The 24,959-nt window shown below is 72.9% G+C and carries 19 protein-coding genes; 13 read left to right on the top strand and 6 right to left on the bottom strand.

The annotated features are described in order from the left end of the window. Window positions 1-25 precede the first annotated feature (25 nt). From ACIBW6_RS20030 to ACIBW6_RS20020, 3 genes are all read right to left on the bottom strand, one after another. Window positions 26-1,666: a penicillin-binding transpeptidase domain-containing protein gene (locus tag ACIBW6_RS20030; protein ID WP_399061313.1), complete on the bottom strand. Its 1,641-nt coding sequence runs from the start codon at window positions 1,664-1,666 to the stop codon at window positions 26-28. Between the two features lie 188 nt (window positions 1,667-1,854). After that, window positions 1,855-2,226: a hypothetical protein gene (locus tag ACIBW6_RS20025; protein ID WP_399061311.1), complete on the bottom strand. Its 372-nt coding sequence runs from the start codon at window positions 2,224-2,226 to the stop codon at window positions 1,855-1,857. Between the two features lie 200 nt (window positions 2,227-2,426). Next, window positions 2,427-4,190, bottom strand: coding sequence for a dolichyl-phosphate-mannose--protein mannosyltransferase (locus ACIBW6_RS20020; RefSeq protein ID WP_399061310.1), 1,764 nt, complete (start codon window positions 4,188-4,190; stop codon window positions 2,427-2,429). Between the two features lie 105 nt (window positions 4,191-4,295). Here ACIBW6_RS20020 and rsmI point away from each other — a divergent pair, with 105 nt between their 5' ends. From rsmI to ACIBW6_RS19970, 10 genes are all read left to right on the top strand, one after another. Continuing rightward, entirely contained in the window at window positions 4,296-5,183 is an 888-nt protein-coding gene (gene rsmI, locus ACIBW6_RS20015) for a 16S rRNA (cytidine(1402)-2'-O)-methyltransferase (protein ID WP_399061308.1), read from the top strand. A gap of 197 nt (window positions 5,184-5,380) precedes the next feature. Next, a complete protein-coding gene (locus ACIBW6_RS20010) occupies window positions 5,381-5,836 on the top strand; it encodes a hypothetical protein (protein ID WP_399061306.1) in 456 nt (151 codons plus the stop codon). Between the two features lie 32 nt (window positions 5,837-5,868). Then, entirely contained in the window at window positions 5,869-6,750 is an 882-nt protein-coding gene (locus ACIBW6_RS20005; RefSeq protein WP_399061304.1) for a TatD family hydrolase, read from the top strand. A gap of 102 nt (window positions 6,751-6,852) precedes the next feature. Then, window positions 6,853-8,205 (top strand): ubiquitin-like domain-containing protein, encoded by a 1,353-nt coding sequence (locus tag ACIBW6_RS20000; protein ID WP_399061532.1) that lies wholly within the window; start codon window positions 6,853-6,855, stop codon window positions 8,203-8,205. A gap of 33 nt (window positions 8,206-8,238) precedes the next feature. Continuing rightward, complete coding sequence (rsmA, locus tag ACIBW6_RS19995) at window positions 8,239-9,111, top strand: 16S rRNA (adenine(1518)-N(6)/adenine(1519)-N(6))-dimethyltransferase RsmA (protein WP_399061302.1); 873 nt, start codon at window positions 8,239-8,241, stop codon at window positions 9,109-9,111. After that, a complete protein-coding gene (locus ACIBW6_RS19990; RefSeq protein WP_399061300.1) occupies window positions 9,108-10,004 on the top strand; it encodes a 4-(cytidine 5'-diphospho)-2-C-methyl-D-erythritol kinase in 897 nt (298 codons plus the stop codon). The genes rsmA and ACIBW6_RS19990 overlap by 4 nt, the downstream gene beginning before the upstream one ends. 421 nt (window positions 10,005-10,425) lie before the next feature. Beyond that, window positions 10,426-12,231 carry an ABC-F family ATP-binding cassette domain-containing protein gene (locus tag ACIBW6_RS19985; RefSeq protein WP_399061297.1) on the top strand — a complete coding sequence of 602 codons (1,806 nt, stop codon included), beginning with the start codon at window positions 10,426-10,428 and terminating at the stop codon, window positions 12,229-12,231. 203 nt (window positions 12,232-12,434) lie between these two features. Continuing rightward, entirely contained in the window at window positions 12,435-14,267 is a 1,833-nt protein-coding gene (locus ACIBW6_RS19980) for a PQQ-binding-like beta-propeller repeat protein (RefSeq protein WP_399061295.1), read from the top strand. An 88-nt stretch (window positions 14,268-14,355) separates the two neighbouring features. Continuing rightward, complete coding sequence (locus ACIBW6_RS19975; protein ID WP_399061293.1) at window positions 14,356-16,203, top strand: PQQ-binding-like beta-propeller repeat protein; 1,848 nt, start codon at window positions 14,356-14,358, stop codon at window positions 16,201-16,203. 286 nt (window positions 16,204-16,489) lie between these two features. Further along, window positions 16,490-17,218 carry a LuxR C-terminal-related transcriptional regulator gene (locus ACIBW6_RS19970; RefSeq protein ID WP_399061291.1) on the top strand — a complete coding sequence of 243 codons (729 nt, stop codon included), beginning with the start codon at window positions 16,490-16,492 and terminating at the stop codon, window positions 17,216-17,218. Window positions 17,219-17,410: 192 nt separating this feature from the next. Here the strand turns inward: ACIBW6_RS19970 and ACIBW6_RS19965 are convergent, their stop codons facing one another. Beyond that, a complete protein-coding gene (locus ACIBW6_RS19965) occupies window positions 17,411-19,363 on the bottom strand; it encodes a BTAD domain-containing putative transcriptional regulator (RefSeq protein ID WP_399061288.1) in 1,953 nt (650 codons plus the stop codon). Between the two features lie 321 nt (window positions 19,364-19,684). Here ACIBW6_RS19965 and ACIBW6_RS19960 point away from each other — a divergent pair, with 321 nt between their 5' ends. Then, window positions 19,685-20,563: an alpha/beta fold hydrolase gene (locus tag ACIBW6_RS19960; RefSeq protein ID WP_399061286.1), complete on the top strand. Its 879-nt coding sequence runs from the start codon at window positions 19,685-19,687 to the stop codon at window positions 20,561-20,563. Window positions 20,564-20,658: 95 nt separating this feature from the next. Here the strand turns inward: ACIBW6_RS19960 and ACIBW6_RS19955 are convergent, their stop codons facing one another. Further along, complete coding sequence (locus ACIBW6_RS19955; RefSeq protein WP_399061285.1) at window positions 20,659-20,937, bottom strand: hypothetical protein; 279 nt, start codon at window positions 20,935-20,937, stop codon at window positions 20,659-20,661. A 15-nt stretch (window positions 20,938-20,952) separates the two neighbouring features. Then, a complete protein-coding gene (locus ACIBW6_RS19950; RefSeq protein WP_399061283.1) occupies window positions 20,953-22,647 on the bottom strand; it encodes a sodium:solute symporter family protein in 1,695 nt (564 codons plus the stop codon). 259 nt (window positions 22,648-22,906) lie between these two features. Here ACIBW6_RS19950 and galT point away from each other — a divergent pair, with 259 nt between their 5' ends. Together galT and galE are read left to right on the top strand one after the other, a co-directional pair. After that, window positions 22,907-23,971: a galactose-1-phosphate uridylyltransferase gene (galT, locus tag ACIBW6_RS19945; protein WP_399061281.1), complete on the top strand. Its 1,065-nt coding sequence runs from the start codon at window positions 22,907-22,909 to the stop codon at window positions 23,969-23,971. Then, entirely contained in the window at window positions 23,971-24,942 is a 972-nt protein-coding gene (galE, locus tag ACIBW6_RS19940; RefSeq protein ID WP_399061279.1) for a UDP-glucose 4-epimerase GalE, read from the top strand. The genes galT and galE overlap by 1 nt, the downstream gene beginning before the upstream one ends. Window positions 24,943-24,959 lie beyond the last annotated feature (17 nt).

The raw sequence follows: 24,959 nt of genomic DNA, 5'->3' as shown, positions 1-24,959 counted from the left end.
GCCGTACGCCACCCGACGGTTTCGCCTACGATCCCGCGCGCAGCACGGACGCCACGACGGGTCCGGCCGCGTCGCCGCCGTGGCCGCCGCCCTCCGCCATCGCCGCCGCGGCGACGTCCCCGCGGTAGCCGGTGAACCAGGAGTTGGCCACCGACTGCCCGTCGACCTCCGCCGAACCGGTCTTCGCCCCGATGTCACCGCCGAGCCCGGCCATCGCCTGCGTGGCCGTGCCGATGGCGGAGGTCGCGGTCAGCCGCATCATCTGCTTGAGCTGCGCCACGGTCGAGGCCGGCAGCCCCTGCGCGGTGGCCAGCCGGCGGTCGCCGAGCTTCGGGGAGACCAGGACGGGCTGGCGGAAGGTGCCGGTGATCGCGGTCGCGGTGACCGACGCCATGTTCAGCGGGTTCATCAGCACCTTGCCCTGGCCGATCATCCCGGCCGGGTCGTCCGAGTTCCCGTTGACGGGCACGGAGCCGTCGTAGGAGACGATCCCGGTCTGCCAGTCCTTGCCGAGCCCGAACCGGTCCTGGGCCTCGGCGGCGAACTTCTGCGCGCCCAGGTCGTCGGAGAGCTTGATGAAGGCGGTGTTGCAGGAGCGCTGGAAGCTGCTGGAGAGCGTCGCGCCCTCGTCGGGGACCATGCCCGTGAGGTTGTGGAAGGTCTGGCTCAGCGCGGGCGCCGCGTCCGGGCAGGGCGCGGGGCCGTTCATCGAGGTGACACCGTTGTCGATGAGGGCCGCCGCCGTGATGACCTTCATCGTGGAACCCGGCGCGAGCTTGCCCTCGAAGGCGGCGTTGAACTCGCCGTACCCGTGGTTGGCGACCGCGAGGACCTCGCCGGTGGACGGCTTGACCGCCACCACCGCCGACTTGGAGAACTTCGTCACCGCCTGCTCGGCCGCGGCCTGCGCGCTCGCGCTGATCGTCGTGTGCAGGGTGCCCGGCCGGCCCTTGGCGAGGGTCAGCAGCGTCTTCGCCGTGCTCGTGCCGTCGGCGTCCTCGTGACGGACGTACGTCTCGACGCCCGGCGAACCGCCCGCGTCCTTGCCGTACTTGGCGCGCAGCGTGTCCAGGACGGGCCCGAGCGAGGGATACTTCTGCGCGGTCAGCACAGCGCCGCCGCGGTCGACGGCCTCGATGGGCGGCGCCGCCGCCTCACCGGTGACGAGCGTGTCGCCCTCGCGCAGGTCCGGGTGGAGCACGGACGGCCGCCAGCGCACCAGCGCCTTGCCGGTGGTCTCCCCGCGCACGACCGTCAGTGACGAGCCGTACGTCATCGTCCGCTTCTTGCCGTCGAACGCGACCGTCGCCTTCACCGTGAAGGGGACCTTCGCCCCGGCCGGCGCGCCCGCCGTCAGGACGGTGTGCGTGACGTGCGCGTCGTCCTGCCAGCCGCGCAGGGCGGGCCCCGCGCTCTGCGCGTAGTTCGTGTAGGCCGCCGCGCCCTCCGCGTCGCCCCGCGCCCACGCCGCCAGGAACTTCGCCGACGTCTCCTTGATCTCCTCGCCGCTCGGCGGCCCGCTGCGGGGCGCGGCCGGCGCACCCGCCGCCGACGAACCGCCGTCCCCCGCCACCGCCGTCACGATGTTGTACGCCCCGTACCCGGCGCCGCCCACCATCACGGTGAACACCCCGCCGACGATGGCGACCTTGGCCCCCTTGCGCATGCGCGCCCCTCCCCAGGTTGTCGGAAGGGACTGTAGGCATGTCCTGCGGCCCGTGGGCAGGGTGTTTTCCAGATGGTGTCCGAAGGTGTCCGAAGAGTGATCACCATTTACCCCGAAACCGGCTCAGACCCAGGTATCCAGCCACCCGGGAGGGCGGGAAGGGCCGTGCCGATCCGCTGGGGGCGCCGTCAGCGTCCCTCGGGACCGGCCGTCGCCACGGCCTCGGCCGCCGCCTGCCGCAGCGCGCGCTGCGTGAGCCGGCTGTTCCGCCCGCCGGTCAGACAGGACACGGCACGTCCCACCCACCCGGGGTCGCCGAGGAGGTGGGGCTTCCCCTCATCGACCAGCTCGCGCAGCAGACTCTCCAGCCGGAGGGCATCCACCGCCCGGTAGGGGCGCGTGTGCTGGTCGAAGCGCAGCTGGTGGTCCTCGTGCGGGTGCCGGAGAGTCAGGTGCAGCCAGCCGCCGTCGCGCCCGGCGACCGTTCCCCGGAGTGTGTACATGCCCCGGGCGTTCGTGTTCCAGGAGTGCTTGCCCCACGTCAGCCGGACACCGGTCATGATCCTCGCCCACGGGATCAACCGGCCTTCGCAGTCCGGCGCATGCCGATGGAGCCCGCCGGGGCGGAGCTCCACCCAGTGGGTGTCAGGGCGGGTGGCGTCCCCGATCCCCCACGCCGCTCCGACCTGTTCCAACGGTCCCAGGTGCGTACCGTTCGCCGCCATGCGGGGCATTGAACCACGGGGACGTGGCCGGCCGGCTAGACCCAGGTATCCAGCCACATCCGCGACCGCCACGAGTCCATCGGGATCGCCGTGCCCGTGTAGATGGGCCAGAAGTAGATGAAGTTCCAGGCGATCAGCAGGACCAGGACCCCGGCCGCCGCCGCGCCGGCCACCCGGCGGCGTTCGCTCGCGCCGGGTCTGCCGATGATCGCGCCGAGCGTCATCGCCAGGGCCAGGCAGAGGAACGGCGCGAAGACCACCGCGTAGAAGTAGAAGATCGTCCGCTCCTGGTACTGGAACCAGGGCGCGTAGCCCGCCACGACGCCGCAGACGATCGCGCCCGCCCGCCAGTCGCGGCGGAAGAACCAGCGCCACAGGACGAACAGCAGCGCGAAGCAGGCCGCCCACCACAGCAGCGGGGTGCCGAGCGCGAGCACCTCGCGGGCGCACTTGTCCGCCGCGTCCGCCGGGCAGCCCTGGCGGCCCGCCGCCGGGGACTCGTAGAAGTACGAGACCGGGCGGCCGTCGACCATCCAGCTCCACGGGTTGGACTGGTAGGTGTGCGGCGAGCTGAGGTGGGTGTTGAACTCCCAGACCTCGTGCTCGTAGTGCCACAGGCTGCGCACCCAGTCCGGCAGCCAGGTGAAGTGGCCGCCCTTGCCCGCGGTCGCCGCCCAGTCGCGGAAGTAGCCGCCGCTGCCGTCGGCGGGGGAGAGGATCCAGCCCAGCCAGGACAGGACGTACGTGACGACCGCGACCGGCACCGTCGAGACGAACGCGGGCACGACGTCCCGCTTGAGCACCGCCAGGTAGGGGCGGCGCGCCCCGGCGACCCGGCGCGAGCCGACGTCCCACAGGACCGACAGCAGCGCGAAGGCGGCCAGGTAGATGAAGCCGTTCCACTTCGTGCCCGCGGCCAGGCCCAGGCAGAGGCCGGCAAGCAGCCGCCAGGGGCGCAGGCCCAGGCGCAGAGTCTCGGCGGTGTGCGCGTCCGGGCGGACCAGGCCGTGCCCGTCGACCGGGAGCGCCGCCGCAAGCCGCGCGCGGCCGCGGTCCCGGTCCACGAGCAGACAGCCGAACGCCGCCACCACGAAGAAGACCAGGACCGAGTCGAGCAGCGCGGTGCGGCTCATCACGAACGCCAGGCCGTCGACCGTGAGCAGCGCCCCGGCCAGACACCCCAGGAACGTCGAGCGGAACAGCCGCCGCCCGATCCGGCACACCATCAGCACGCACAGCGTCCCGAGGACCGCGGTCATGAACCGCCAGCCGAACGGGTCGAAACCGAACATCCACTCGCCGAGCCCAATGACGTACTTGCCGACCGGCGGATGCACGACGTACGAGGCGTCCGTCGGGATCCCGACGTGGCCGTCGCGCTGGAGGACGAGGTCGTTGGCGTTCTTGGCCCAGTTCACCTCGTAGCCGCGGTGGATCAGCGCCCACGCGTCCTTGGCGTAGTACGTCTCGTCGAATATCACCGCCTTGGGGCTGCCGAGGTTCCAGAACCGCAGCACACCGGCGACGAGGGTGACGAGCAGCGGCCCGGCCCAGCCGAGGAGCCGCTCGGCGCGGGCGGCCGTGAACCGGCTCAGGCCGAACGCCGCCCACAGCCGGGAGGACGGCGCGGGCCAGGGCGGCACGAGGCGCGTGCGGACATCACCGCTGCTCTCCTGCGCCCGGTACCCGAACCGGCGCAGGCCGCGCAGCCACGCCGGGGGCTGCCGCTCCCCGGCGGGGTCCTGCTCGGGCGGAGCGCTGGTCGGGGCCGGGTGGGACGACGACGCGGTACTGGTCACCGCGCCATCGTAGGGAACCGGGCTGTGCGCGTCCCGTGTGCGGCCCCGACTCGGCCCCGACTCGGCCCCGGCTCGGCCCCCGCTCGGCCCTGCGAGGATGGACACGTGACAGGTAGCCCCGATTCATCCCAGTCCGCCGCCGGAACGCTCGTGCTCGCCGGCACGCCCATCGGTGACGTCGCCGACGCCCCGCCGCGGCTCGCCCAGGAGCTGGCCGGTGCCGACATCGTCGCCGCCGAGGACACCCGGCGCATGAAACGGCTCGCGCAGGCGCTCGACGTGCGGGTCGGCGGGCGCGTCGTGTCCTACTTCGAGGGCAACGAGGCGGCGCGCACGCCGGAGCTGGTCGAGGCCCTCGCGGGCGGCGCGCGCGTGCTGCTCGTGACCGACGCGGGCATGCCGTCCGTCTCCGACCCCGGCTACCGGCTGGTGGCCGCCGCCGTCGAGCGGTCGGTGCGGGTCACGGCCGTGCCGGGCCCGTCCGCCGTGCTGACCGCCCTCGCGCTGTCCGGGCTGCCCGTCGACCGGTTCTGCTTCGAGGGGTTCCTGCCGCGCAAGGCGGGCGAGCGGCTCAGCCGCCTCAAGGACGTCGCGGACGAGCGCCGCACCCTCGTCTACTTCGAGGCCCCGCACCGGCTCGACGACACGCTCGCGGCGATGGCCGAGGCGTTCGGCGCGGAGCGCAGGGCCGCCGTGTGCCGGGAGCTGACCAAGACCTACGAAGAGGTGAAGCGGGGCCCGCTGAAGGAGCTGGCCGCCTGGGCCGCCGAGGGCGTCCGCGGCGAGATCACCGTCGTCGTGGAGGGCGCGCCGGAGAAGTCGGGGGCCGAGCTCACCCCCGATGAGCTGGTGCGCAGGGTGCGGGTGCGGGAGGAGGCGGGGGAGCGGCGCAAGGAGGCGATCGCCGCCGTGGCCGCCGACGCGGGGCTGCCCAAGCGGGAGGTCTTCGATGCCGTGGTCGCGGCAAAGAATGCGGAGCGAACCACCCCATAGGCGTGTAAAGGACTAGCCTGAAAGGCAAAGCGAAGACCGGGTGCCGGGCCGTTTCGACAGGGAAACGCCAAATCGGCTCCAACAGTCGACAGGTCTTTTGCGCTCGGCCCGGCGGAGGCGTCCACTGGTCGAAGGGACGCATCCGTCCCCACGCTGCCCGCGGGCAGCGCTTGTCCAGCGGACAAGGAGAGCCGGACATGAGCGAGTTCGCAGTCCCCACGACGTCCACCGGTGCGCAGACGCCCCCTGTTCCGGATCGCGGCACGGCGATATCCGTCGTTCACGAGTCGTATTCGTTCGCCTGCATGCGGTGCGGACACGGCTGGGAGCAGTCGTACGAGATAGAGCACCACGTCGACGGTGACGGTGCGGAGTTCGTGACCTACCTGGCCGACGGCGCCTGCGTGCCGTCGCCGCTGACCCGGCCCACCTGCGTGAACTGCGGCGGCCACGTCGTGCGCATCATGCGGGCCGGGCGGGTCTCCTCGGTGCTCGACGTGCTGCGCCCGCAGCAGGTGCCGCCGCCCGCCGCCGGGCCGGTGGGCGCCGCCGCCCCGCTGGCCGCGGTTCCCGACGGGGAAGACGGGGAGCGCCACCATTGGCACCTGTCCGACCTGCTGCACCCGTTCGCGCACCACAAGAAGGGGGCGTGAGCACGGCCGCGGGTCCTTCATAGGATCGGGGCATGAGCCCCGAGCGTTCCAAGGACGTCACCCCGCCGCCGCTGCCCGCACCCCTCGCGGTGGAGGTCGCCGACTCGCACACCCACCTGGACATGCAGGCGGGCACCGTGGAGGAGGGCCTCGCCAAGGCGGCGTCGGTGGGGGTGACGACCGTCGTGCAGGTCGGCTGCGACCTGGCCGGCTCGCGCTGGGCCGCCGAGACCGCGGCCGCCCACCCGAGCGTGCACGCCACCGTCGCCCTGCACCCGAACGAAGCGCCGCGCATCGTCCACGGCGACCCCGACAACTGGTCACGGCAGGGCGTCCGGCAGCCGCTCGGGGACGCCGGGCTCGACGAGGCGCTCGCCGAGATCGACCGGCTCGCCGCGCTCCCGCAGGTCAAGGGCGTCGGCGAGACGGGCCTCGACTACTTCCGCACGGGACCCGAGGGCAAGGCCGCCCAGGAGCGCTCCTTCCGCGCCCACATCGAGATCGCCAAGCGGCACGGCAAGACGCTGGTCATCCACGACCGCGACGCCCACGAGGATGTGCTAAGCGTCCTGAAGGAGGAGGGCGCTCCCGAGCGCACCGTCTTCCACTGCTACTCCGGCGACGCGGCCATGGCCCAAGTCTGCGCGGAGCACGGCTACTTCATGTCCTTCGCCGGGAACATGACCTTCAAGAACGCGCAGCCGCTGCGCGACGCCCTGGCCGTGGCCCCCCTCGAACTGGTCCTGGTGGAGACCGACGCGCCCTTCCTGACCCCGGCCCCGTACCGCGGTCGGCCTAATGCCCCGTATCTCATTCCGGTCACGCTGCGCGCGATGGCGGCCGTCAGGGGCGTCGACGAGGACACCCTCGCCACCGCGGTCTCCGCCAATACGGCCCGTGCCTTCGGTTACTGACCGATAACGATCGGACCCGCTCACCTCCGGGCAGAGACACGACACTGCGTAGTCGTGCTGCTTTGGAGAGTGACCGGCGCTCCGCTAGGTTCTGCTCGCCCGATCCGCCCCCGGCCGGGGGCGGACCCCTGGAGCGCCTGGAGCGTCGTCGTGAGCAATACGCCGTACGAGACGTACGCGGACCCGTATGCGGACACGTACCGCCCCGCCTACGAGTACGAGCGGGCCACCGCCCCGACCGAGCCCCGGCTGCCGCGCCAGACGCCCCTGCCCCCGGCCGGGACGGCCGGGTCCGGGACCGCCCCGGTGCCCGGGCGGGCCGCCGCCCGGCGCGCCGCCCGCCGCAAGAAGGCCGACCAGCGCCCCGAGACGCTGCGCCGGCTGCTCCCGCAGGCCCTGGTCGTCGCGTTCCTCGCGGGCGGCACCTCCGCGTTCGTCGCCGACGACAAGGCGATCCACCTCAGCGTCGACGGCCGCGAACGCACCCTGCACACCTTCGCCGACGACGTCACCGAACTCCTCACCGAGGAGGGCGTCGACGTCGGCGACCACGACGTCGTGGCGCCCGGCCGGGCCGCCGCGCTCGCCAGCGGCGACGAGGTCGCCGTCCGCTACGGCCGCCCCGTGCGGCTCACCCTCGACGGCCACCGCCGCCAGGTGTGGACGACCGCCCGCACCGTCGCCGGGGCGCTGCACCAGCTCGGTGTCCGGGCCGAGGGCGCCTACGTCTCCGCCTCCCGCTCCCACCGCATCGACCGGCACGGCCTCGACCTCGACGTCCGCACCGAGCGCAGCGTCACCGTCATGGCCGACGGGCGGCGCCGCACCCTGCGCACGAACGCGGCGACCGTCCGCGAGGCCGTCGAGCAGGCCGGGATCTTCCTGCACGGCCAGGACACCACCTCCGCGCCCGCCGGGAGCTTCCCGCGCGACGGGCAGACGATCACCGTGATGCGGGTGACCGGCTCGAAGGAGGTGCGCGAGGAGCCCATCGCGTACGCCACCGAGCGGATCGAGGACCCCGCCGCGTTCCGGGGCACGGAGGTCGTCACCCAGGCCGGGGTGCCGGGCATGCGGCGGGTCACGTACGCGCTGCGCACCGTCAACGGGGTCCGGCAGAGACCGCGGCGCCTGCGGACCGAGACGGTGCGCGAGCCGCGCACCCAGCGCATCCGCGTCGGCACCCGGCCGATGCCCGCCTCCGTCACCGGCGCCGACGGCCTGAACTGGTCCTCGCTGGCCTCCTGCGAGTCCGGCGGCCGCCCCGCCGCCACCGACGCGACCGGCACCTACGGCGGCCTCTACCAGTTCGACACGCAGACCTGGCAGAGCCTCGGCGGCTCCGGCCGGCCCCAGGACGCCCCCGCCGCCGAGCAGACGTACCGGGCGAAGAAGCTGTACGTGCGGCGCGGCGCGAGCCCCTGGCCGCACTGCGGTCCCCGGCTGCACGGGTGACCCGGCGTCCGGCGCGCCCCGTACCCTTGAACGGTGAGCACCCCTGACCCCCAAGGCCCCCTGTTCGGCGCGGCCGACATCCGCGAGCTGGCCGCCGCGCTCGGCGTCCGCCCCACCAAGCAGCGCGGCCAGAACTTCGTCATCGACGCCAACACGGTCCGCCGGATCGTGCGCACCGCCGAGGTCACCGCGGACGACGTGGTCGTCGAGGTCGGCCCGGGCCTCGGCTCGCTCACCCTCGCGCTGCTCTACGTGGCCCGGCACGTGACGGCCGTCGAGATCGACGACACGCTCGCCGCCGCGCTGCCCGCCACGATCGCGGCCCGCCTCCCGGCGAAGAAGGACGCCTTCGACCTGGTCAACATGGACGCCATGCAGGTGACCGCGCTGCCGGGTCCGGCCCCCACCGCCCTGGTCGCGAACCTGCCCTACAACGTCGCGGTCCCCGTCCTCCTCCACATGCTCGACACCTTCCCGACCGTCGAGCGCACCCTCGTCATGGTCCAGGCCGAGGTCGCCGACCGGCTCGCCGCGGGTCCCGGCTCGCGCGTCTACGGCGTGCCGTCCGTCAAGGCCAACTGGTACGCCGAGGTCAAGCGCGCGGGCAGCATCGGGCGGAACGTGTTCTGGCCCGCGCCCAACGTCGACAGCGGGCTCGTCGCCCTGGTCCGCCGCGCGGAGCCGGTCGCCACCACCGCGTCCAAGGACGAGGTCTTCGCCGTCGTCGACGCCGCGTTCGCCCAGCGCCGCAAGACGCTGCGCGCCGCGCTCGCCGGCTGGGCCGGGTCCGCCGCCGCGGCCGAGGCCGCGCTCGTCGCGGCCGGGGTGTCGCCGCAGGCGCGCGGCGAGTCCCTGACGGTGGAGGAGTTCGCCCGGATCGCCGAGCACAAGGAGGCGGCCGCGTGAGCGTGACGGTCCGCGTCCCCGCCAAGGTCAACGTCCAGCTCGCGGTGGGCGGCGCCCGCCCCGACGGCTTCCACGACCTGGCCAACGTCTTCCTCGCCGTCGGCCTCTACGACGAGGTGACGGTGGAGCCCGCCGACTCCCTGACCCTCACCTGTACGGGCCCCGGGTCCGACCAGGTCCCCCTGGACCGGACGAACCTGGCGGCGCGCGCGGCCATCGCCCTCGCCGAGCGGCACGGACTCGGCGAGCCGAAGGTCCGGATCCACATCGCCAAGGACATCCCCGTGGCCGGCGGCATGGCGGGCGGTTCCGCGGACGCGGCGGGCGCGCTCGTGGCCTGCGACGCGCTGTGGGGGACCGGGGCCTCGCGCGAGGAACTCCTCGACATCTGCGCCGAGTTGGGCAGCGACGTGCCGTTCAGCCTGGTCGGCGGGGCGGCGCTCGGCACCGGACGCGGCGAGCGGCTCGAACCCCTCGACGTCGGCGGGCGGTTCTGGTGGGTGTTCGCCGTCGCGGACGGGGGGCTGTCCACGCCCGCCGTGTACCGGGAGTTCGACCGGCTCAGCCCGGACGCGCCCGCGCCCGTGGCGGCGCCCGCGCTGCTGGACGCGGTGCGCACCGGCTCCGTACCGGCCCTGGCCGCGACGGTCGCCAACGATCTCCAGCCCGCCGCGCTCTCCCTCTTCCCGTCCCTCAAGGCGACCCTCGACGCGGGTACCGCGGCCGGCGCCCTGGCGGCGCTGGTCTCCGGCTCGGGGCCGACGACGGCGTTCCTCGCGGCGGACGAGGCGGCCGCGGACCGGGTCGCCGCCGCGCTCACCGCGTCCGGCACCTGCCGGGCGGCGCGCGTGGCGGTGTCCCCGGCGCCGGGGGCCTCACTCGTCACGGGTTGAGGGTGCGCCGGGGGCGGGACGCGTCTTCGCCGGCGGCCCGGCGGGGCTTCTCGCGCAGTTCCCCGCGCCCCTGAAGGGCCCACTGCGTACGCCCCTGTTTTTCGGCTGCGGGCCGGTGGGGGCTGGTCGCGCAGTTCCCCGCGCCCCTGAAAGGCGCACTCCGTGCGCCCCCGTCGTCGCCTGCCGGTCGGTGGGGCTTCTCGCGCCGTTCCCCGCGCCCCTGAGAGGCGCACTTCGTGCGGCCTCTCATCGGGCGCCCATGGGGCTGCGGCGGAGCCGCATGCTCCAGGGGCGCGGGGAACTGCGCGACCAGCCCCCACCGGGCCCGCACCCGGCGACGTACCCCCGGCCCCCGCGGCGCGAAGCCCACCCCAGTACCCCGACTACGCTGGAAGCCAGGTACCCCCGCGGCAGGAGCGAAATGGCAGTCAATCTGGTCAACGTCGAGAACGTCACCAAGGTCTATGGCACGCGGGCCCTGCTCGACGGCGTCTCGCTCGGCGTGTCCGAAGGTGACCGGATCGGTGTGGTCGGCCGGAACGGGGACGGGAAGACGACCCTGATCCGGATGCTCGGCAAGCTGGAGGAGGCCGACACCGGCCGGGTCACGCACAGCGGCGGGCTGCGGCTCGGCATGCTGACGCAGCACGACTCCCTCGACCCGGCGGCGACCGTGCGGCACGAGGTGATCGGGGACCTCGCCGACCACCAGTGGGCGGGCAACGCCAAGATCAGGGACGTGCTGACCGGCCTCTTCGGCGGCCTGGACATGCCGGGCTTCCCGCAGGGCCTGGACACCGTCATCGGCCCGCTCTCCGGCGGCGAGCGGCGCCGCATCGCGCTGGCCAAGCTGCTCATCGACGACCCCGACCTGCTCATCCTCGACGAGCCCACCAACCACCTCGACGTCGAGGGCATCGCCTGGCTCGCCCGCCACCTCCAGGCCCGCCGCTCCGCGCTGGTCTGCGTCACGCACGACCGCTGGTTCCTCGACCAGGTCTGCACCCGCATGTGGGACGTGCAGAAGGGCGCCGTCTACGAGTACGAGGGCGGCTACTCGGACTACGTGTTCGCCCGCGCCGAGCGCGAGCGGATCGCCGCGACCGAGGAGACCAAGCGGCAGAACCTGATGCGCAAGGAGCTGGCCTGGCTGCGCCGCGGCGCCCCGGCCCGCACCTCCAAGCCCCGCTACCGCATCGAGGCCGCCAACGAACTGATCGCCGACGTGCCGCCGCCGCGCGACACCAGCGAGCTGATGCGGTTCGCCAACGCCCGGCTCGGCAAGACCGTCTTCGACCTGGAGGACGTGACCGTCCAGGCCGGCCCCAAGGTGCTGCTCAAGCACCTCACCTGGCACCTCGGCCCCGGCGACCGCGTCGGCCTGGTCGGCGTGAACGGCGCGGGCAAGACCTCCCTGCTGCGCGCTCTCGCCGACGCGGCCCGCACCCAGGGCGAGGAGCAGCCCGCCGCCGGGCGGATCGTCGTCGGCAAGACCGTGCGGCTCGCCTACCTCTCGCAGGACGTGACCGAACTGCCCGCCTCGCTGCGGGTCCTGGAGGCCGTCCAGCAGATCCGCGACCGCGTGGACCTGGGCAAGGGCCGCGAGATGACCGCGGGCCAGCTCTGCGAGCAGTTCGGGTTCTCCAAGGAGAAGCAGTGGACGCCCGTCGGGGACCTCTCCGGCGGTGAGCGGCGCCGCCTCCAGCTGCTGCGGCTGCTCATGGACGAGCCGAACGTGCTCTTCCTCGACGAGCCGACCAACGACCTCGACATCGAGACCCTGACGCAGCTGGAGGACCTCCTCGACGGCTGGCCCGGCTCCATGGTCGTCATCTCCCACGACCGGTTCTTCATCGAGCGCACCACCGACAACACCTACGCGCTGCTCGGCGACGCCACTCTGCGGATGCTGCCGCGCGGCATCGAGGAGTACCTGGAGCGCCGCCAGCGCATGATCGAGGCCGCGTCGCCCGCGCCGGTGGCGGCTCAGTCCGCCGCGAAGTCCGGCCCGTCCGCCGCCGACGCCCGCGCCGCCAAGAAGGAGCTCCAGAAGATCGAGCGGCAGATGGACAAGGTCTCCGCGAAGGAGACAAAGCTGCACGCACAGATCGCCGAGAACGCCACGGACTTCGCGAAGGTGGCCGAACTCGACGCACAGCTGCGGGAACTCGTCGCCGAGCGCGAGGACTTGGAGCTGCGCTGGCTGGAACTGGCCGACGATGCGTGAAGGCCTCGTGTAGGCGCGTAACGGACGCATCACGGGCCGGTCCACCCTTGGGAACAGGGGCTCGACCGGCCCTTCGCACGGGTGTCCCAGGTGATAGAAAGGGCCGCTGGGGGCGGCCTGAGCGCACCCCGTGACCGACCTGAGAACGTCCGGAAAACACCCAGGCGTGCCGGTACATCAGCAGGGAAGAGGGGGGAGCGCTGATGACTCAGCCGCCCAGCCAGCCGCCGTCCGGCGGCTTCGGAGCACCACAGGATCCGCAGGCGGCGCCCGGCCAGGGGCCGACGCCGCCGCCACCGGCCGCTCCGCCGCAGACGCCGCAGCCCGGTTACGGATACCCCCAGGAGCAGCAGCCCGGCCCGTACCAGCAGCAGCCGGGCCCCTACGGCCAGGCGCCGCAGCAGCCCGGCCCGTACCAGCAGCAGCCGGGCCCGTACGGCCAGCCGCCGCAGCAGCCGGGACCGTACGGCTACCCGCAGCAGCAGGGCCCGTACGCCCAGCAGCCCGGCCCCTACGGGCAGCAGCCGCAGTACGGCTACCCGCCCCAGCAGCCGCCGCCCCCGCCCGGCGGCAAGGGCGGCAAGGGCAAGGTGTGGGCGATCGCGGCGGGCGCCGTCGCGCTGGTCCTCGTCGCGGGCGGTGTCGTCCTCGCCGTGACCGGTGGCGACGACGCGAAGGACAAGAAGGACACCGCGGGCAAGGACAAGGCCCCCGAGGCCTCCGCCTCCGCCTCCGCGCCGGTCAACCCCGGTGACGGCCAGGGCGACGGCCGCGGCGGCGAGGAGGACCTGAACGCGGGCCGGCAGGACGGCGAGGCGAAGGTCCTCTGGTACAAGACGGCCCCCAAGGTCGGCAGCGACGGCGCCGGCGCCCCCGGCATGTGGATCACCGACAAGGTCGCGGTCAAGGCGGCGTACAAGGAAGTCCTCGGGTACGGCGTCCAGGACGGCAAGGTCAGCTGGCCCGCGATCACGCTGCCGCAGAAGATCTGCTCCGTCACCAAGAACCCGTCCGGCGCGGGCAAGATCGTCGTCGCGTACATGAGCGGCACCAGTTCGCGCGCCAACTGCAACCAGGTCCAGGAGATCGACCTGGCCACCGGCGCCAAGGGCTGGTCGGCGAAGATCCCCGAGCGCGAGGACAAGGACGACTTCTTCGACGGGACCGGCTCCAGCATCTCGCTGACCTACGTCGGCGGCGACACCCTGATGGTCGGCCGCTCGATGTCCGGGCTCGCGCTGGACGCGAAGACCGGCAAGAAGAAGAAGTTCGTCGTCGAGCAGTACGGCAGCGACTGCTTCCCCAAGGCCTTCACCGGCAATAAGGACAAGCTGCTGTCGGTGGCGTCCTGCGGCGCCGGCGGGGACAACGCGCACGAGGAGCTGCGCCAGCTGGACCCGGAGACCGGCAAGGTCCGGTGGACCAAGAAGTTCCCCAAGGACTGGACCGTCGGGAACGTGTACTCCGTCAGCCCGCTGGTGGTGTACAGCACGAACCAGGACGACAAGAAGTACAACATCGCCTCCTTCAAGGAAGGCAGTGCCTCGGTGCGGGCCGAGGTCGGCGTGGACGGCCTCGACACCGGGTGCGGCGCCGGCTTCTCGTTCCTGACCCGGGACCTGAACGGCTGCCAGGGCGTGACGGTGGACGGCTCCACCCTGTACATGCCGACCAAGGGCAAGACGGGCGGCGCGAACGCGATCGTGGCGATCAGCCTCACCAGTGGCAAGGAGCGCTGGCGGGTCTCCTCGCCCGAGGACCAGTCGCTGCTGCCGATGAAGACCGAGAACGGTTCCGTCGTCGCCTACATGGAGGCGTCCTACGGCGGCACCGCTGGGCGGGTCGTCTCCGTCCCGGTCTCCGGCGCGCACACGCCGAAGACCCTGCTGCAGAACCCGGCGGGCACGGCCGGGATCGAGAGCGGCTTCTACTCGAAGGACGTCGCCTGGGCCGACGGGCGCTTCTACCTCTCCGCCACCAACCTCTCCGGCAGCGCCAAGGGTCAGCAGAAGCTGATGCTGGCGTACGGCGAGTGAGCGCGCCCGCACCCGTGCCACCGCTCAGCGCCCCAGGCCCCCGCTCTCCTTCCGTCCCCCTCCCCAGGCATCCCGAGGTACCCACGTCATGACGCAGCCGCCCCCGCCCCCGCAGCAGCCGCCGAACGAGCCGCCGCAGGACCCGCTGCGCAAGCAGCCCGAGACCCCCGCGGCCCCGCAGCCGCCCGCCGCCCCGCCCGCCGGCGGGTTCGGCGCGCCCACCCCGCCCCCGCCCGGCGGCTTCGGCGCCCCGACTCCGCCGCAGGACGGCCCCGGCTACGGCTACCCGCAGACCCCGCCCCCGCCGCCGCAGGGCGCGCCGGGGTACGGCTACCCGGGCCAGCAGCCGCAGCAGCCGCCCCCGCCCGCGTACGGCCAGCAGCCCTACGGCCAGCCGCAGTACGGGCAGCAGCCGCCGCCCTACGGCCAGCAGCCCGGCTACGGTCAGCAGCAGTACGGCTATCCGCAGCCGCCCACGACGCCGATGGCGGCGCCCGGCGGTGGCGGCGGCAAGAAGCCCTCGCCGGTCGTGTGGATCATCACGGCGGCCGTCGTGGTGATCGCCCTGATCGTCGGCGGCGGCATCTTCTACGCGAACTCCTCCGACGACGGCAAGGACGACACGAAGAACTCCGCCGACGGCAAGGACGGCGGCAAGGGCAAGGGCGGCCCCGCGGGCGGCGTGGAGAAGGTCCCCGGCACCACCTCGGCGAGCATCGCCTTCCAGCTGCCCGCGCCCAAGGTCGCCAAGGACGCCGTGTGGAGCGTGGCGGGCTCCTGGCTGACCGACTCCACCTACGCCAAGGCGGACCTCGACCAGCTCGTCGGCTACGAGCCGGACTCGGGCACCAAGAAGTGGACCCTGCCGCTGTCCGGGCAGACCTGCGGCGCCTCTCCCGAGGTGACCGGCGAGGGACTGGCCGCCGTGCTCTCCGAGGACGGCAAGCGCAAGAAGGACAAGGACTACTTCAAGTGCACCGAGATCACGGTGTTCGACGTGAACACCGGGAAGAAGGTGTGGTCGGACAGCGTCGAGGCCGGCGGCCAGAAGATCGCGTTCAAGGAACTGTCCATCAGCGGCACCACCCTGGCGGTCGGCGGCGGCTTCGACGGCGGCGCGGCCTTCGACATCACGTCCGGCAAGTCGCTGTGGAAGCCGCAGCAGGGCAGCTGCGAGGACGTCGGCTACCGCGGCGGCGAGCAGCTCGTCGCCGTCCGCAAGTGCGGTGACTTCGACGCCGAGACCTACGAGGTCCAGGTCCTCGACCCGGCCTCGGGCAAGCCGAAGTCGACGTACAAGGTCCCCGGCACGCCCGGCAGCGTCAACCTGCTCTCGGTCTTCTCCACCAAGCCGGTCACCTTCGGCGTCGCCCTCGGCGACGAGGTCAAGTACACCGACGCCTTCTCCCTCGACGACACCGGCAACAAGCTGCGCGCCAAGATCACCGTCGATCCGGAGAAGTACGACATCGACTGCGAGGTCGGCGAGGTGCACGGCTGCAAGGGCGTAGTGGTCGGCAACGACCGGCTGTACCTGCCCTCGCAGCAGCACGACGGCAGCGGCACCGACCGGGTCAACGAGATCGTGTCGTTCTCGCTCGCCGACGGGAAGATCACCGGCGACCGCTTCGACAGCGGCCCGGGCTACGAGATCTTCCCGCTGCGCATGGACGGCAGCAACGTGCTGGCGTACAAGGATGGCCCCTACGACAAGGGCGCCCAGGTCGTCACCATCGCTCCCAAGGGCGGCAAGGAGACCAAGCTGCTGGAGACGCCCGCGACGCGGACCGTGCGGGACGCCCTGAGCCGCATGGTGCCGAAGTCCTCCGAGATGCTGTACTCCAACGGCCGGCTGTTCCTCGGCAAGGACCTGATCAGCGAGCCCTACTCGGCGGACGACAAGCAGTACGCCGCTCTCGGGTTCACCGCCAAGTAGCCCGGCCCGAAGGCCCGTCGGCGGCCCCGCACCCGAACCCGGGCGCGGGGCCGCCGCGTCGGCGCCGGAAGACGCCCGGCCCTGGGCCCCACTACCGGCAATCACCCCTGCCTGACCGGGTTTTCAGCATTGCGGGCCGCTTCTCTCCGGTAGGGGGCGCGCAACGTCGAACAAGCGTGTAGCTTCCGGGGGATGAAAGAGGGCGGGGGAGTCGGGGGGCTCCGCCCGCCCATGGGGGGCCCGGGAGTCCAAGGCTGCTTCTGGGGCGAACTGGGGGGTTGGCTCAATGGGTGTGCGGCTCATGGTGGTCGACGACCACCGCCTGCTCGCCGAGGCGCTCGCCTCGGCCCTGAAGCTGCGCGGGCACCGGGTGCTCGCCGCCGCGGCGCCCGCCGCGGGCGCGGCCGACCTGGTCATCTCCCGGGCGCCCGAGGTCTGCCTCATCGGCACGGCGACCCCGGCCGAACCGGGCACGTTCGACCCGGTCGTCCGCATCAAGCGGGAGCGCCCCCAGGTGGCGGTCGTGGTGCTCGGCCCGGTGCCGTCGCCGCGCGGCATCGCGGCGGCGTTCGCGGCCGGCGCCTCCGGGTACGTCCGCCACGACGAGCGCATAGAGGGCGTCGAGCGGGCCCTGATGAAGGCAAGGGCCGGTGAGGCGGCGGTGGCCCCGGCCCTGCTCCAGGGCGCGTTCGCCGAACTGCTCAACCCCGCGGCCCAGCCCGACGACGAGGGGCAGCGGCTGCTGCAGCTGCTGACGCCGCGTGAGGTCGAGGTCCTGGTGCGGGTCGCGGACGGCGAGGACACGCGGCTGATCGCGGCGGGCATGGGCATCGCCCCGTCGACGGCGCGCACGCACGTCCAGCGGGTGCTGATGAAGCTGGGCGTCGGCTCCCGCCTGGAGGCCGCCGCCCTGGCCGCACGGACCGGACTCCTCGACCGTGCGGGCCCGATCGCCACGGCGTCGGCCGCCGCCGCGACCCCGGCGTCCCCCGATTCGCCAGATCCGGAATCCTGAGCTACAGTCGATCTTGTCGTCACCGCAACTGCGGCTGACGGACAGTGCGTTGGTGGTCCAAGGAAAGACGTCCCGCTTCCTGCGGGGAGATGCAGGTGCAAGGCCTGCCCGGCGCTCCATCGAATACGTCCCGTCCCGCTCCCGAGCGGGGCGGGACGTATTGCGTGGTGCCCGTGCCGCTCCCGGGCCCCCTCACTCCCCGGCTCCCGCCTCCTGCCCGGCACAGACCCGCGCCTGCTCCAGATACCGGGCCACCGGCCCCAGCGTCAGCATCCCGCAGCCCGCCCCCGCCTCCTCCGCCGCGGCCTCCCGCAGGGCGGCGGCGGCGCGCGCGGCGACCGGGCGCGCGTCCAGGGACACGGCGGCGCGGGCGGTCAGGCACCACAGCGCCTCCTGCATGTGGTCGGCCGGGGGCTCGGGCACCGCGGCCAGCGCCGTGCGGGCCTCCCCGGTCCGGTCCTGGGCGAGCAGGACGAGCGGCCGGGCCCAGGGCAGGTACGGGCCCCAGTCGAGGTGCGGGTCGGTGGGCGCGGGCCGGTCGTGCAGCAGCCGCAGCCCGAGCAGCGCGAGCGGGAACAGCCCCCGGTGCAGCCCCGGCATACCGGCGTCGCGCAGGGCGTCCTCGGCGGCGCGGTACCCGGCCGCGGCCGCCGCGGCGGACGGGCCGCCGGGCTCGGTGCTGCGCGCCGCCGTGACCCGGGCCCGGAACCACGTGGTGAGGACGGGCACCAGCGGCGCCTCGGTGGTGGCGGCGAGCCGTTCGGCGGCCTCGGCGTGCGCGGCCGCGGCGGGCAGGTCGCCGAGTGCCGAGGCGCTCTGCAACCGCACGAGGTGGCCCAGGACGGCGAAGTGGGCCGGCCCGTGCCGCGTCGTAAGCTCCAGGATCTCGGCGCCGATCACGTCCCGTGCCGGTGCGCGCCCGCAGCCGGTGAAGGAGTGCAGGAAGACCCCGTTCAGGGCGAAGGCCAGCAGCGCGGGGTCGGCCAGGCCCCGGGCCAGCTCCTCGGCCCGCAGCGCGGCCTGCCGTGCGCGCCGTCGCCCGGCCGCGGACAGACCGGCGCTGCGGCTCTCCACGGCGACCGTGGCCAGCAGCCGGGCGGCCAGGTCGGCGGGGGCGCCGGGGCCGAGCGCGGCGAGCGTGCGCTCGGCGGCCTCGACGACGGCGCGGGACTGCCCGGGGTCGTCGGCGCGGCTCCACAGTGCGGGCACGTCGTAGGCGCCGATGATGCGGGCGGTCAGGAAGCGGTCCCCGGTGCGCTCCGCCGCCTGGATCGCGGTGAGCCGGTCGCGTCGCGCGTGGACGAGCGCGTCGCCGCCCGCCAGGGCGAGCGTGCGGGCCAGTTCCACGGTGGTGCGCGGGCCGAGCCGGACGCCGGGGCCGCTCCAGGGGGCCGGTGCGCCGGGCTGCGGTGGGGCGCCGGTGAGGATGTCGGTCTCCAGGCGCCGCAGCTCGGCGCCGGGGTCGAGCCCGAGCTGCCCGGCGAGCATCGTGCGGGCCCGGCGCAGCGTGGCGAGCGCGTCGGCCTGGCGGCCCGCGGCGTACAGGGCCCGGGCGAGCAGGCCCCAGGCCGGTTCGCGCCAGGGGTGTTCGGCGACGTGGGCGCCCAGCTCGGCGACGAGCGCCGCCCCCTGCCCGGCGTCGAGGAGGAGGCGGGCGCGCAGCTCCACCCCGTCGAGCCGCAGCTCCTCCAGGCGGGTCCGCTCGCGCCGCGCCCACGCGGAGTCGGGCACGTCGGCGTAGGCGGGCCCGCGCCACGCGGCGAGCGCCGCGCCGAGGGCGGTGACCGCGCCCGGGGTGTGCCGGGCGCGGGCCAGGGCGTCCTGGAACCGGTGGACGTCCACGTCCTCGCGGGCCAGGCGCAGGACGTAGCCGGGGCCCTCGGTGACGATCAGGCGCGGCGGGTCGCGGGGCGGCCGGGCGGGTTCGAGGGCGCGGCGCAGTGCGGCGACGAACGTGCGCAGGGCGCCCACCGCGCGGGCCGGGGGGTCGGTCCACAGGTCGTCGACGAGGGTGTCGGTGGTGACCAGGCGCCCCTCGGCGGCGACCAGCCGGGCCAGGACCTCGCGGTGGCGGGGCCCGCCCAGCTCCACCGCGGTGCCGTCGTCACGGAGGGCCCGCACGGCACCGAGCACGTCGATTCGCATGCCCCCATCCTCGGCGGTGCGGCGGCGCTCCGCTCCGTCGCGCTGATCGGTTGCTGATCGCCTGCGTCGCGGGCCGGCCGGGCTGGTGTCCCCGTAGCTGTCCTGTTGAGGGGCGTCCCCTCATGCCCTCCTGGTCCTTGCTGATCGCCTGGGTCGCGGGCCGGCCGGGCTGGTGTCCCCGCAGCTCTCCTGTTGAGGGGTGGCCCCTCGTGTCCTCCCGGTCACCGGTGCAGCGCGTCGTACTGATCGGTTGCTGATCGTCCTCGTTCACGCTGGCCGGGCCGGCGTCCCCGTAACTCTTCGCACAAAGGACGGTCCCTCATGCCCCTCTCGATCCCCGGCTTCACCCCGGTTCGCCTGCCCGGTGCGGACGGCGTGGAGCTCTTCGCCGCCGTCGGCGGCAGCGGCAGCCCTCTCGTGTTGCTGCACGGGTTCCCGCAGACCCACCTGATGTGGCGGCACGTCGCCGAGCGGCTCGCGGACGGGCACACGGTCATCTGTCCCGACCTGCGGGGCTACGGCGCCTCGGACAAGCCCGCCGCGACCGGCCCGGAGGTCTATGCCAAGCGCGCCATGGCCGCCGACGTGGTGGCCCTGGCGGCGGCGCTGGGCCATGAGCGGTTCGCGCTGGCCGGCCACGACCGCGGCGCCCTCGTCGCCTTCCGGGCGGGTCTCGACCACCCGGAGACCGTCACCCACCTGGGCATCCTGGACGTCGTGCCGACGCTCGACATGTGGCAGGTCCTCCAGGGCGTACCGGCCGCGGTCGGCTACCACCTGTTCCTGATGGCGCAGCCGCCCGGCCTGCCGGAGACCATGATCGCCAACAGCGCCGACGCGTTCTTCGGCTCGTTCCTCGACGCGTGGGCCGCCGACCCGGCCGCCCTGCCGGAGCGGGTACGGGCCGCGTACCTGCGGGCGAGCGCCGCGGCCGTGCCGTCGATCGTCGCGGACTACCGGGCCTCGGCGGGCATCGACGTCACGCACGACCGGGCGGACCTGGACGCCGGTTCGCACCTGGCCATGCCCGTCACCGTCGTCCAGCAGGACTGGGGCTCCCGCCTGGGCTACGACGCGGCGGGGGTGTGGCGGGCCTGGGCCCCGGACCTGGACCACCGGCTGACCCGGGCGGGCCACTTCATGGCCGAGGAGGCGCCGGACGAGATCGCCGCCGCGCTCCGCTCACTGCTGGCCCGCTGAGCCGGGCGGGAGGCGGGCCGCACACGCCGGAGGGGCCGGAGCCTCCTCGCCCGTAGGCAGGGAGGCTCCGGCCCCTCCGGCGTGTCGTACGACCGCTACACGGACTCGTCCGGCGTCGGCGGCGCGATCGGGCGCAGCTTCAGCCAGATGAGGAAGAAGAGGCCGAGGGCGAGCATGCCGAGGCCCGTCCACAGGTTGATGTTGATGTCCTCGGCCTTCTTGAGGTCGGCGTCGGAGGCGGTGATCCCGGCGATGGTGACGATGACGCCGTAGACGACGAACAGGCCACCGATGATGCGCCGGATGTCGAAGAGACGGGCCGCCGTCGCCGACTTGCTCTCCAGCTCGGAGACTTCGTTCTGCAGTTCGGACATGGGTCGTGCCTCCGATCAGAGGGAGTAGGGGAGGTAGCAGAGCGCGGCCACGACGACGGCGCCCCAGCCGAGCAGCGCCGGCCTGCGGTACCAGGCGTCGTCGCCCTGGGCGGGCGGCTCCTCCAGGCCCGGCGCCGTCGTGCCGTACACCAAGCCTGCCAGCTCCGCCTCCGGCTTGGGGGCGGTGAAGAGCGTGACCACGACCATGACGACCGCGCCCGCGACGAAACCGACGATCGCCGAGACGAAGTTGGCGCCCTGGTCGGTCGGGATGTCGATGACGCCCTGCTTGTAGATGTAGAAGTAGTTGATCATCGCGGCCGAGGTGCCCGCGAGCAGGCCCCAGACGCCGGACTTCATGGACGCGCGCTTCCAGAACATGCCGATGATGAAGACGACGAACATCGGGACGTTGAAGAAGGAGAAGAGGGTCTGGAGGTAGCCCATGATGTTCGAGAACGACGACGCGATGAACGCCGTGCCGATCGAGAGCACCACACCGATCGCCGTGATGGCGCGGCCGAACTTCAGGTAGTACCCGTCCGGCTTGTCGGTCTTCACGTACTTGGCCCAGATGTCGTACGTGAACACGGTGTTGAAGGACGACACGTTCGCCGCCATGCCCGCCATGAAGGCGGCCAGCAGACCGGTCACCGCGATGCCGAGGACACCGTTGGGCAGCAGTTCCTGCATGAGGTACGGGATCGCGTCGTTGTAGGTGAGGTCCGAGCCCGCGCCGCCGATCTTCGGGACGAGGACCGCGGCCACCATGCCCGGGATCATCACCAGGAAGACGATGAAGATCTTGGGGAACGCGGCGATCAGCGGGGTGCGCTGGGCCGCCGAGAGGTTCTTGGCGGACAGGGCGCGCTGCACCTCGGCGAAGTTCGTCGTCCAGTAGCCGAAGGAGAGGACGAAGCCGAGGCCGAGGACGATGGTGAGCCAGTTCGCGCCGAGCGGGTTGGCGTCGCCGATGCCGGTGCCGCCCCAGGCCGACATGAAGTTGTCGCCGTGCTGCGCCTTCAGCGAGTCGCTCATGCCGCCCCAGCCGCCGACCCGCTTGAGGCCGATGATGCAGATGGGGATGAGGGCCGCCAGGATCACGAAGAACTGGAGGACCTCGTTGTAGATCGCCGAGGAGAGACCGCCGATGGTGATGTACGCGAGGACGAACGCGCCCGCGACCACGATGGCCACCCACTGCGGCCAGCCGAGCAGCGCCTCGACGACGATCGACAGCGCGTAGAGGTTGACGCCCGCGATCAATATCGCCGCGAAGGCGAACAGGACCGAGCTGAGCAGATGTGCGGACTTGTCGAATCGCTGGAGCAGGAACTCCGGGACCGAGCGCACCTTCGAGCGGTAGTAGAACGGCATCATGACCAGGCCGAGGAAGACCATGGCCGGGATCGCGCCGATCCAGTACCAGTGGACGACGGCGACGCCGTACTGCGCGCCGGTCGCGGCCATGCCGAGGATCTCGGTGGCGCCCAGGTTGGCGGCGACGAACGCGAGCCCCGTCACCCAGGCGGGCAGGGAGCGCCCGGAGAGGAAGAAGTCGAGGCTCGTCCTCACCGACCGGCGGGCCATGAAGCCGATGCCGAGGACGACCACGAAGTAGATCGCGAGGATCGCGTAGTCGAGGCCGTTGGTGGGCAGCCGTAGCCCTTCGGCCAGCGTGGTGGAGGCAGACAGTGTGGGGGACTGCATGGGAACTCGCTTCGTTGCGCGAACTGAATCAGACCGGAACCTACGCCTCAGCCTTCAATAAGTGAACAGTTCCCATGGCGTTCTTTGTTTGATTGTGATCGAGAACTCGTGAAACCGCCGGGATCCTGGCCGGTCTCGGCCGATCCCGCCGCGGCTCGCCGTGTCCCGCCCGATCGCGCGAGTTCCCTTGACGCGCCTGTTGGCTTATGCTTTGTTGTGTTCGGTTCTGTTTGTTTGGTCGCGATGAGGAGCGTCGGACGTGAAGAAGACGTCGACCCGGCTGGCTGATGGGCGCGAGCTCATCTACTACGACTCGCGCGACGACGTGGTGCGGGACGCGGTCGACCGCCGCCCCCTCGACCCCACCGTCACCACCTCCGAGATCCGCCGCGACCCGCTGCTCGGCGACGCGGTCGCGATCGCCTCGCACCGCCAGGGCCGCACCTACCACCCGCCGGCCGACCAGTGCCCGCTCTGCCCGACCGAGGGCGACCGGCTCAGCGAGGTCCCGGACTCCTCGTACGACGTCGCCGTCTTCGAGAACCGCTTCCCCTCGCTCGCCGGGGACTCGGGCCGCTGCGAGGTCGTCTGCTTCACCTCCGACCACGACAAGTCCTTCGCCGACCTCAGCGAGGACCAGGCGGGCCTGGTCCTGGAGGCGTGGACCGACCGGACCGCCGAGCTCTCCCACCTCGACTCCGTCGAGCAGGTCTTCTGCTTCGAGAACCGGGGCGCCGAGATCGGCGTGACCCTCGGCCACCCCCACGGCCAGATCTACGGCTACCCCTTCACCACCCCGCGCACCGCCCTCATGCTCCGCTCGCTGGCGCAGTACAAGGAGCAGACCGGCGGCCGCAACCTCTTCGCCGACACGGTCGCCAGGGAACTCGCGGACGGCGAGCGGATCGTCCTGGAGGGCGAGCACTGGGTGGCCTTCGTGCCGTACGCGGCGCACTGGCCCTACGAGGTGCACCTGTACCCCAAGCGCCAGGTCCCCGACCTGCTCGGGCTCGACGACGCCGCTCGCACAGAGTTCCCCCAGGTCTATCTGGAACTCTTGAAGCGCTTCGACCGGATCTTCGGTGAGGATGAGCCGCCGACGCCGTACATCGCGGCCTGGCACCAGGCCCCGTTCGGCACGCTGGGTGAGTTCGACGGCGTCCACCGCGACGACTTCGCGCTGCACCTCGAGCTTTTCACCATCCGCCGCACTTCCGGCAAGCTGAAGTTCCTCGCGGGTTCCGAATCCGGCATGAGCGTGTTCATCAACGACGTGCCGCCGGAGACCGCGGCCGAGCGACTGCGAGAGGTAGCGAGCAAGTAATGGGCAACACCGTTCCTCAGAAGTACATGGTCACCGGCGGTGCCGGATATGTCGGCAGTGTCGTCGCCCAGCATCTGGTCGAGGCGGGCCACGACGTCACGGTCCTCGACAACCTCTCCACCGGCTTCCGCGAGGGCGTGCCTTCCGGCGCGGTCTTCGTCGAGGGCGACATCCGCGACGCCGCCAAATGGCTGGACCCCTCCTACGACGCGGTGCTGCATTTCGCCGCGTTCTCCCAGGTCGGCGAGTCCGTCGTGCGGCCCGAGAAGTACTGGGACAACAACGTCGGCGGCACCATGGCGCTGCTCGCCGCCATGCGCGAGGCCGGCGTGCGCAAGCTCGTCTTCTCCTCCACCGCGGCCACGTACGGCGAGCCGGTCAGCACCCCGATCACCGAGACCGACCCCACCGCGCCCACCTCCCCCTACGGTGCCTCGAAGCTCGCCGTCGACCACATGATCAGCGGGGAGGCCGCCGCGCACGGGCTCGCCGCCGTCTCGCTGCGCTACTTCAACGTCGCGGGCGCCTACGGCAGTTGCGGCGAGCGGCACGACCCCGAGTCGCACCTCATCCCGCTCGTCCTCCAGGTCGCCCAGGGCCGCCGCGACGCCATCTCCGTCTACGGCGACGACTACCCGACCCCCGACGGGACCTGCGTGCGCGACTACATCCACGTCGCGGACCTCGCCGAGGCCCACCTCCTCGCGGTCGCCGCCGCCCGCCCCGCCGAGCACCTCATCTGCAACCTCGGCAACGGCAACGGCTTCTCCGTCCGCGAGGTCATCGAGACCGTCCGCCAGGTCACCGGACACCCGATCCCCGAGGTCACGGCCCCGCGCCGGGGCGGCGACCCGGCGGTCCTCGTCGCCTCCGCCGCCACCGCGCGCGAGCGCCTCGGCTGGCAGCCCTCCCGCGCCGACCTCGCGGGAATCGTCGCCGACGCCTGGCGGTTCGCCCAGGCGCGCCCGTAGTCCCCCACCCGTGGGGC

Source organism: Streptomyces sp. NPDC049813, assembly GCF_044465085.1.
Taxonomy (GTDB): Bacteria; Actinomycetota; Actinomycetes; order Streptomycetales; family Streptomycetaceae; genus Streptomyces.
This window is presented reverse-complemented; position numbering and strand designations above follow the sequence as displayed.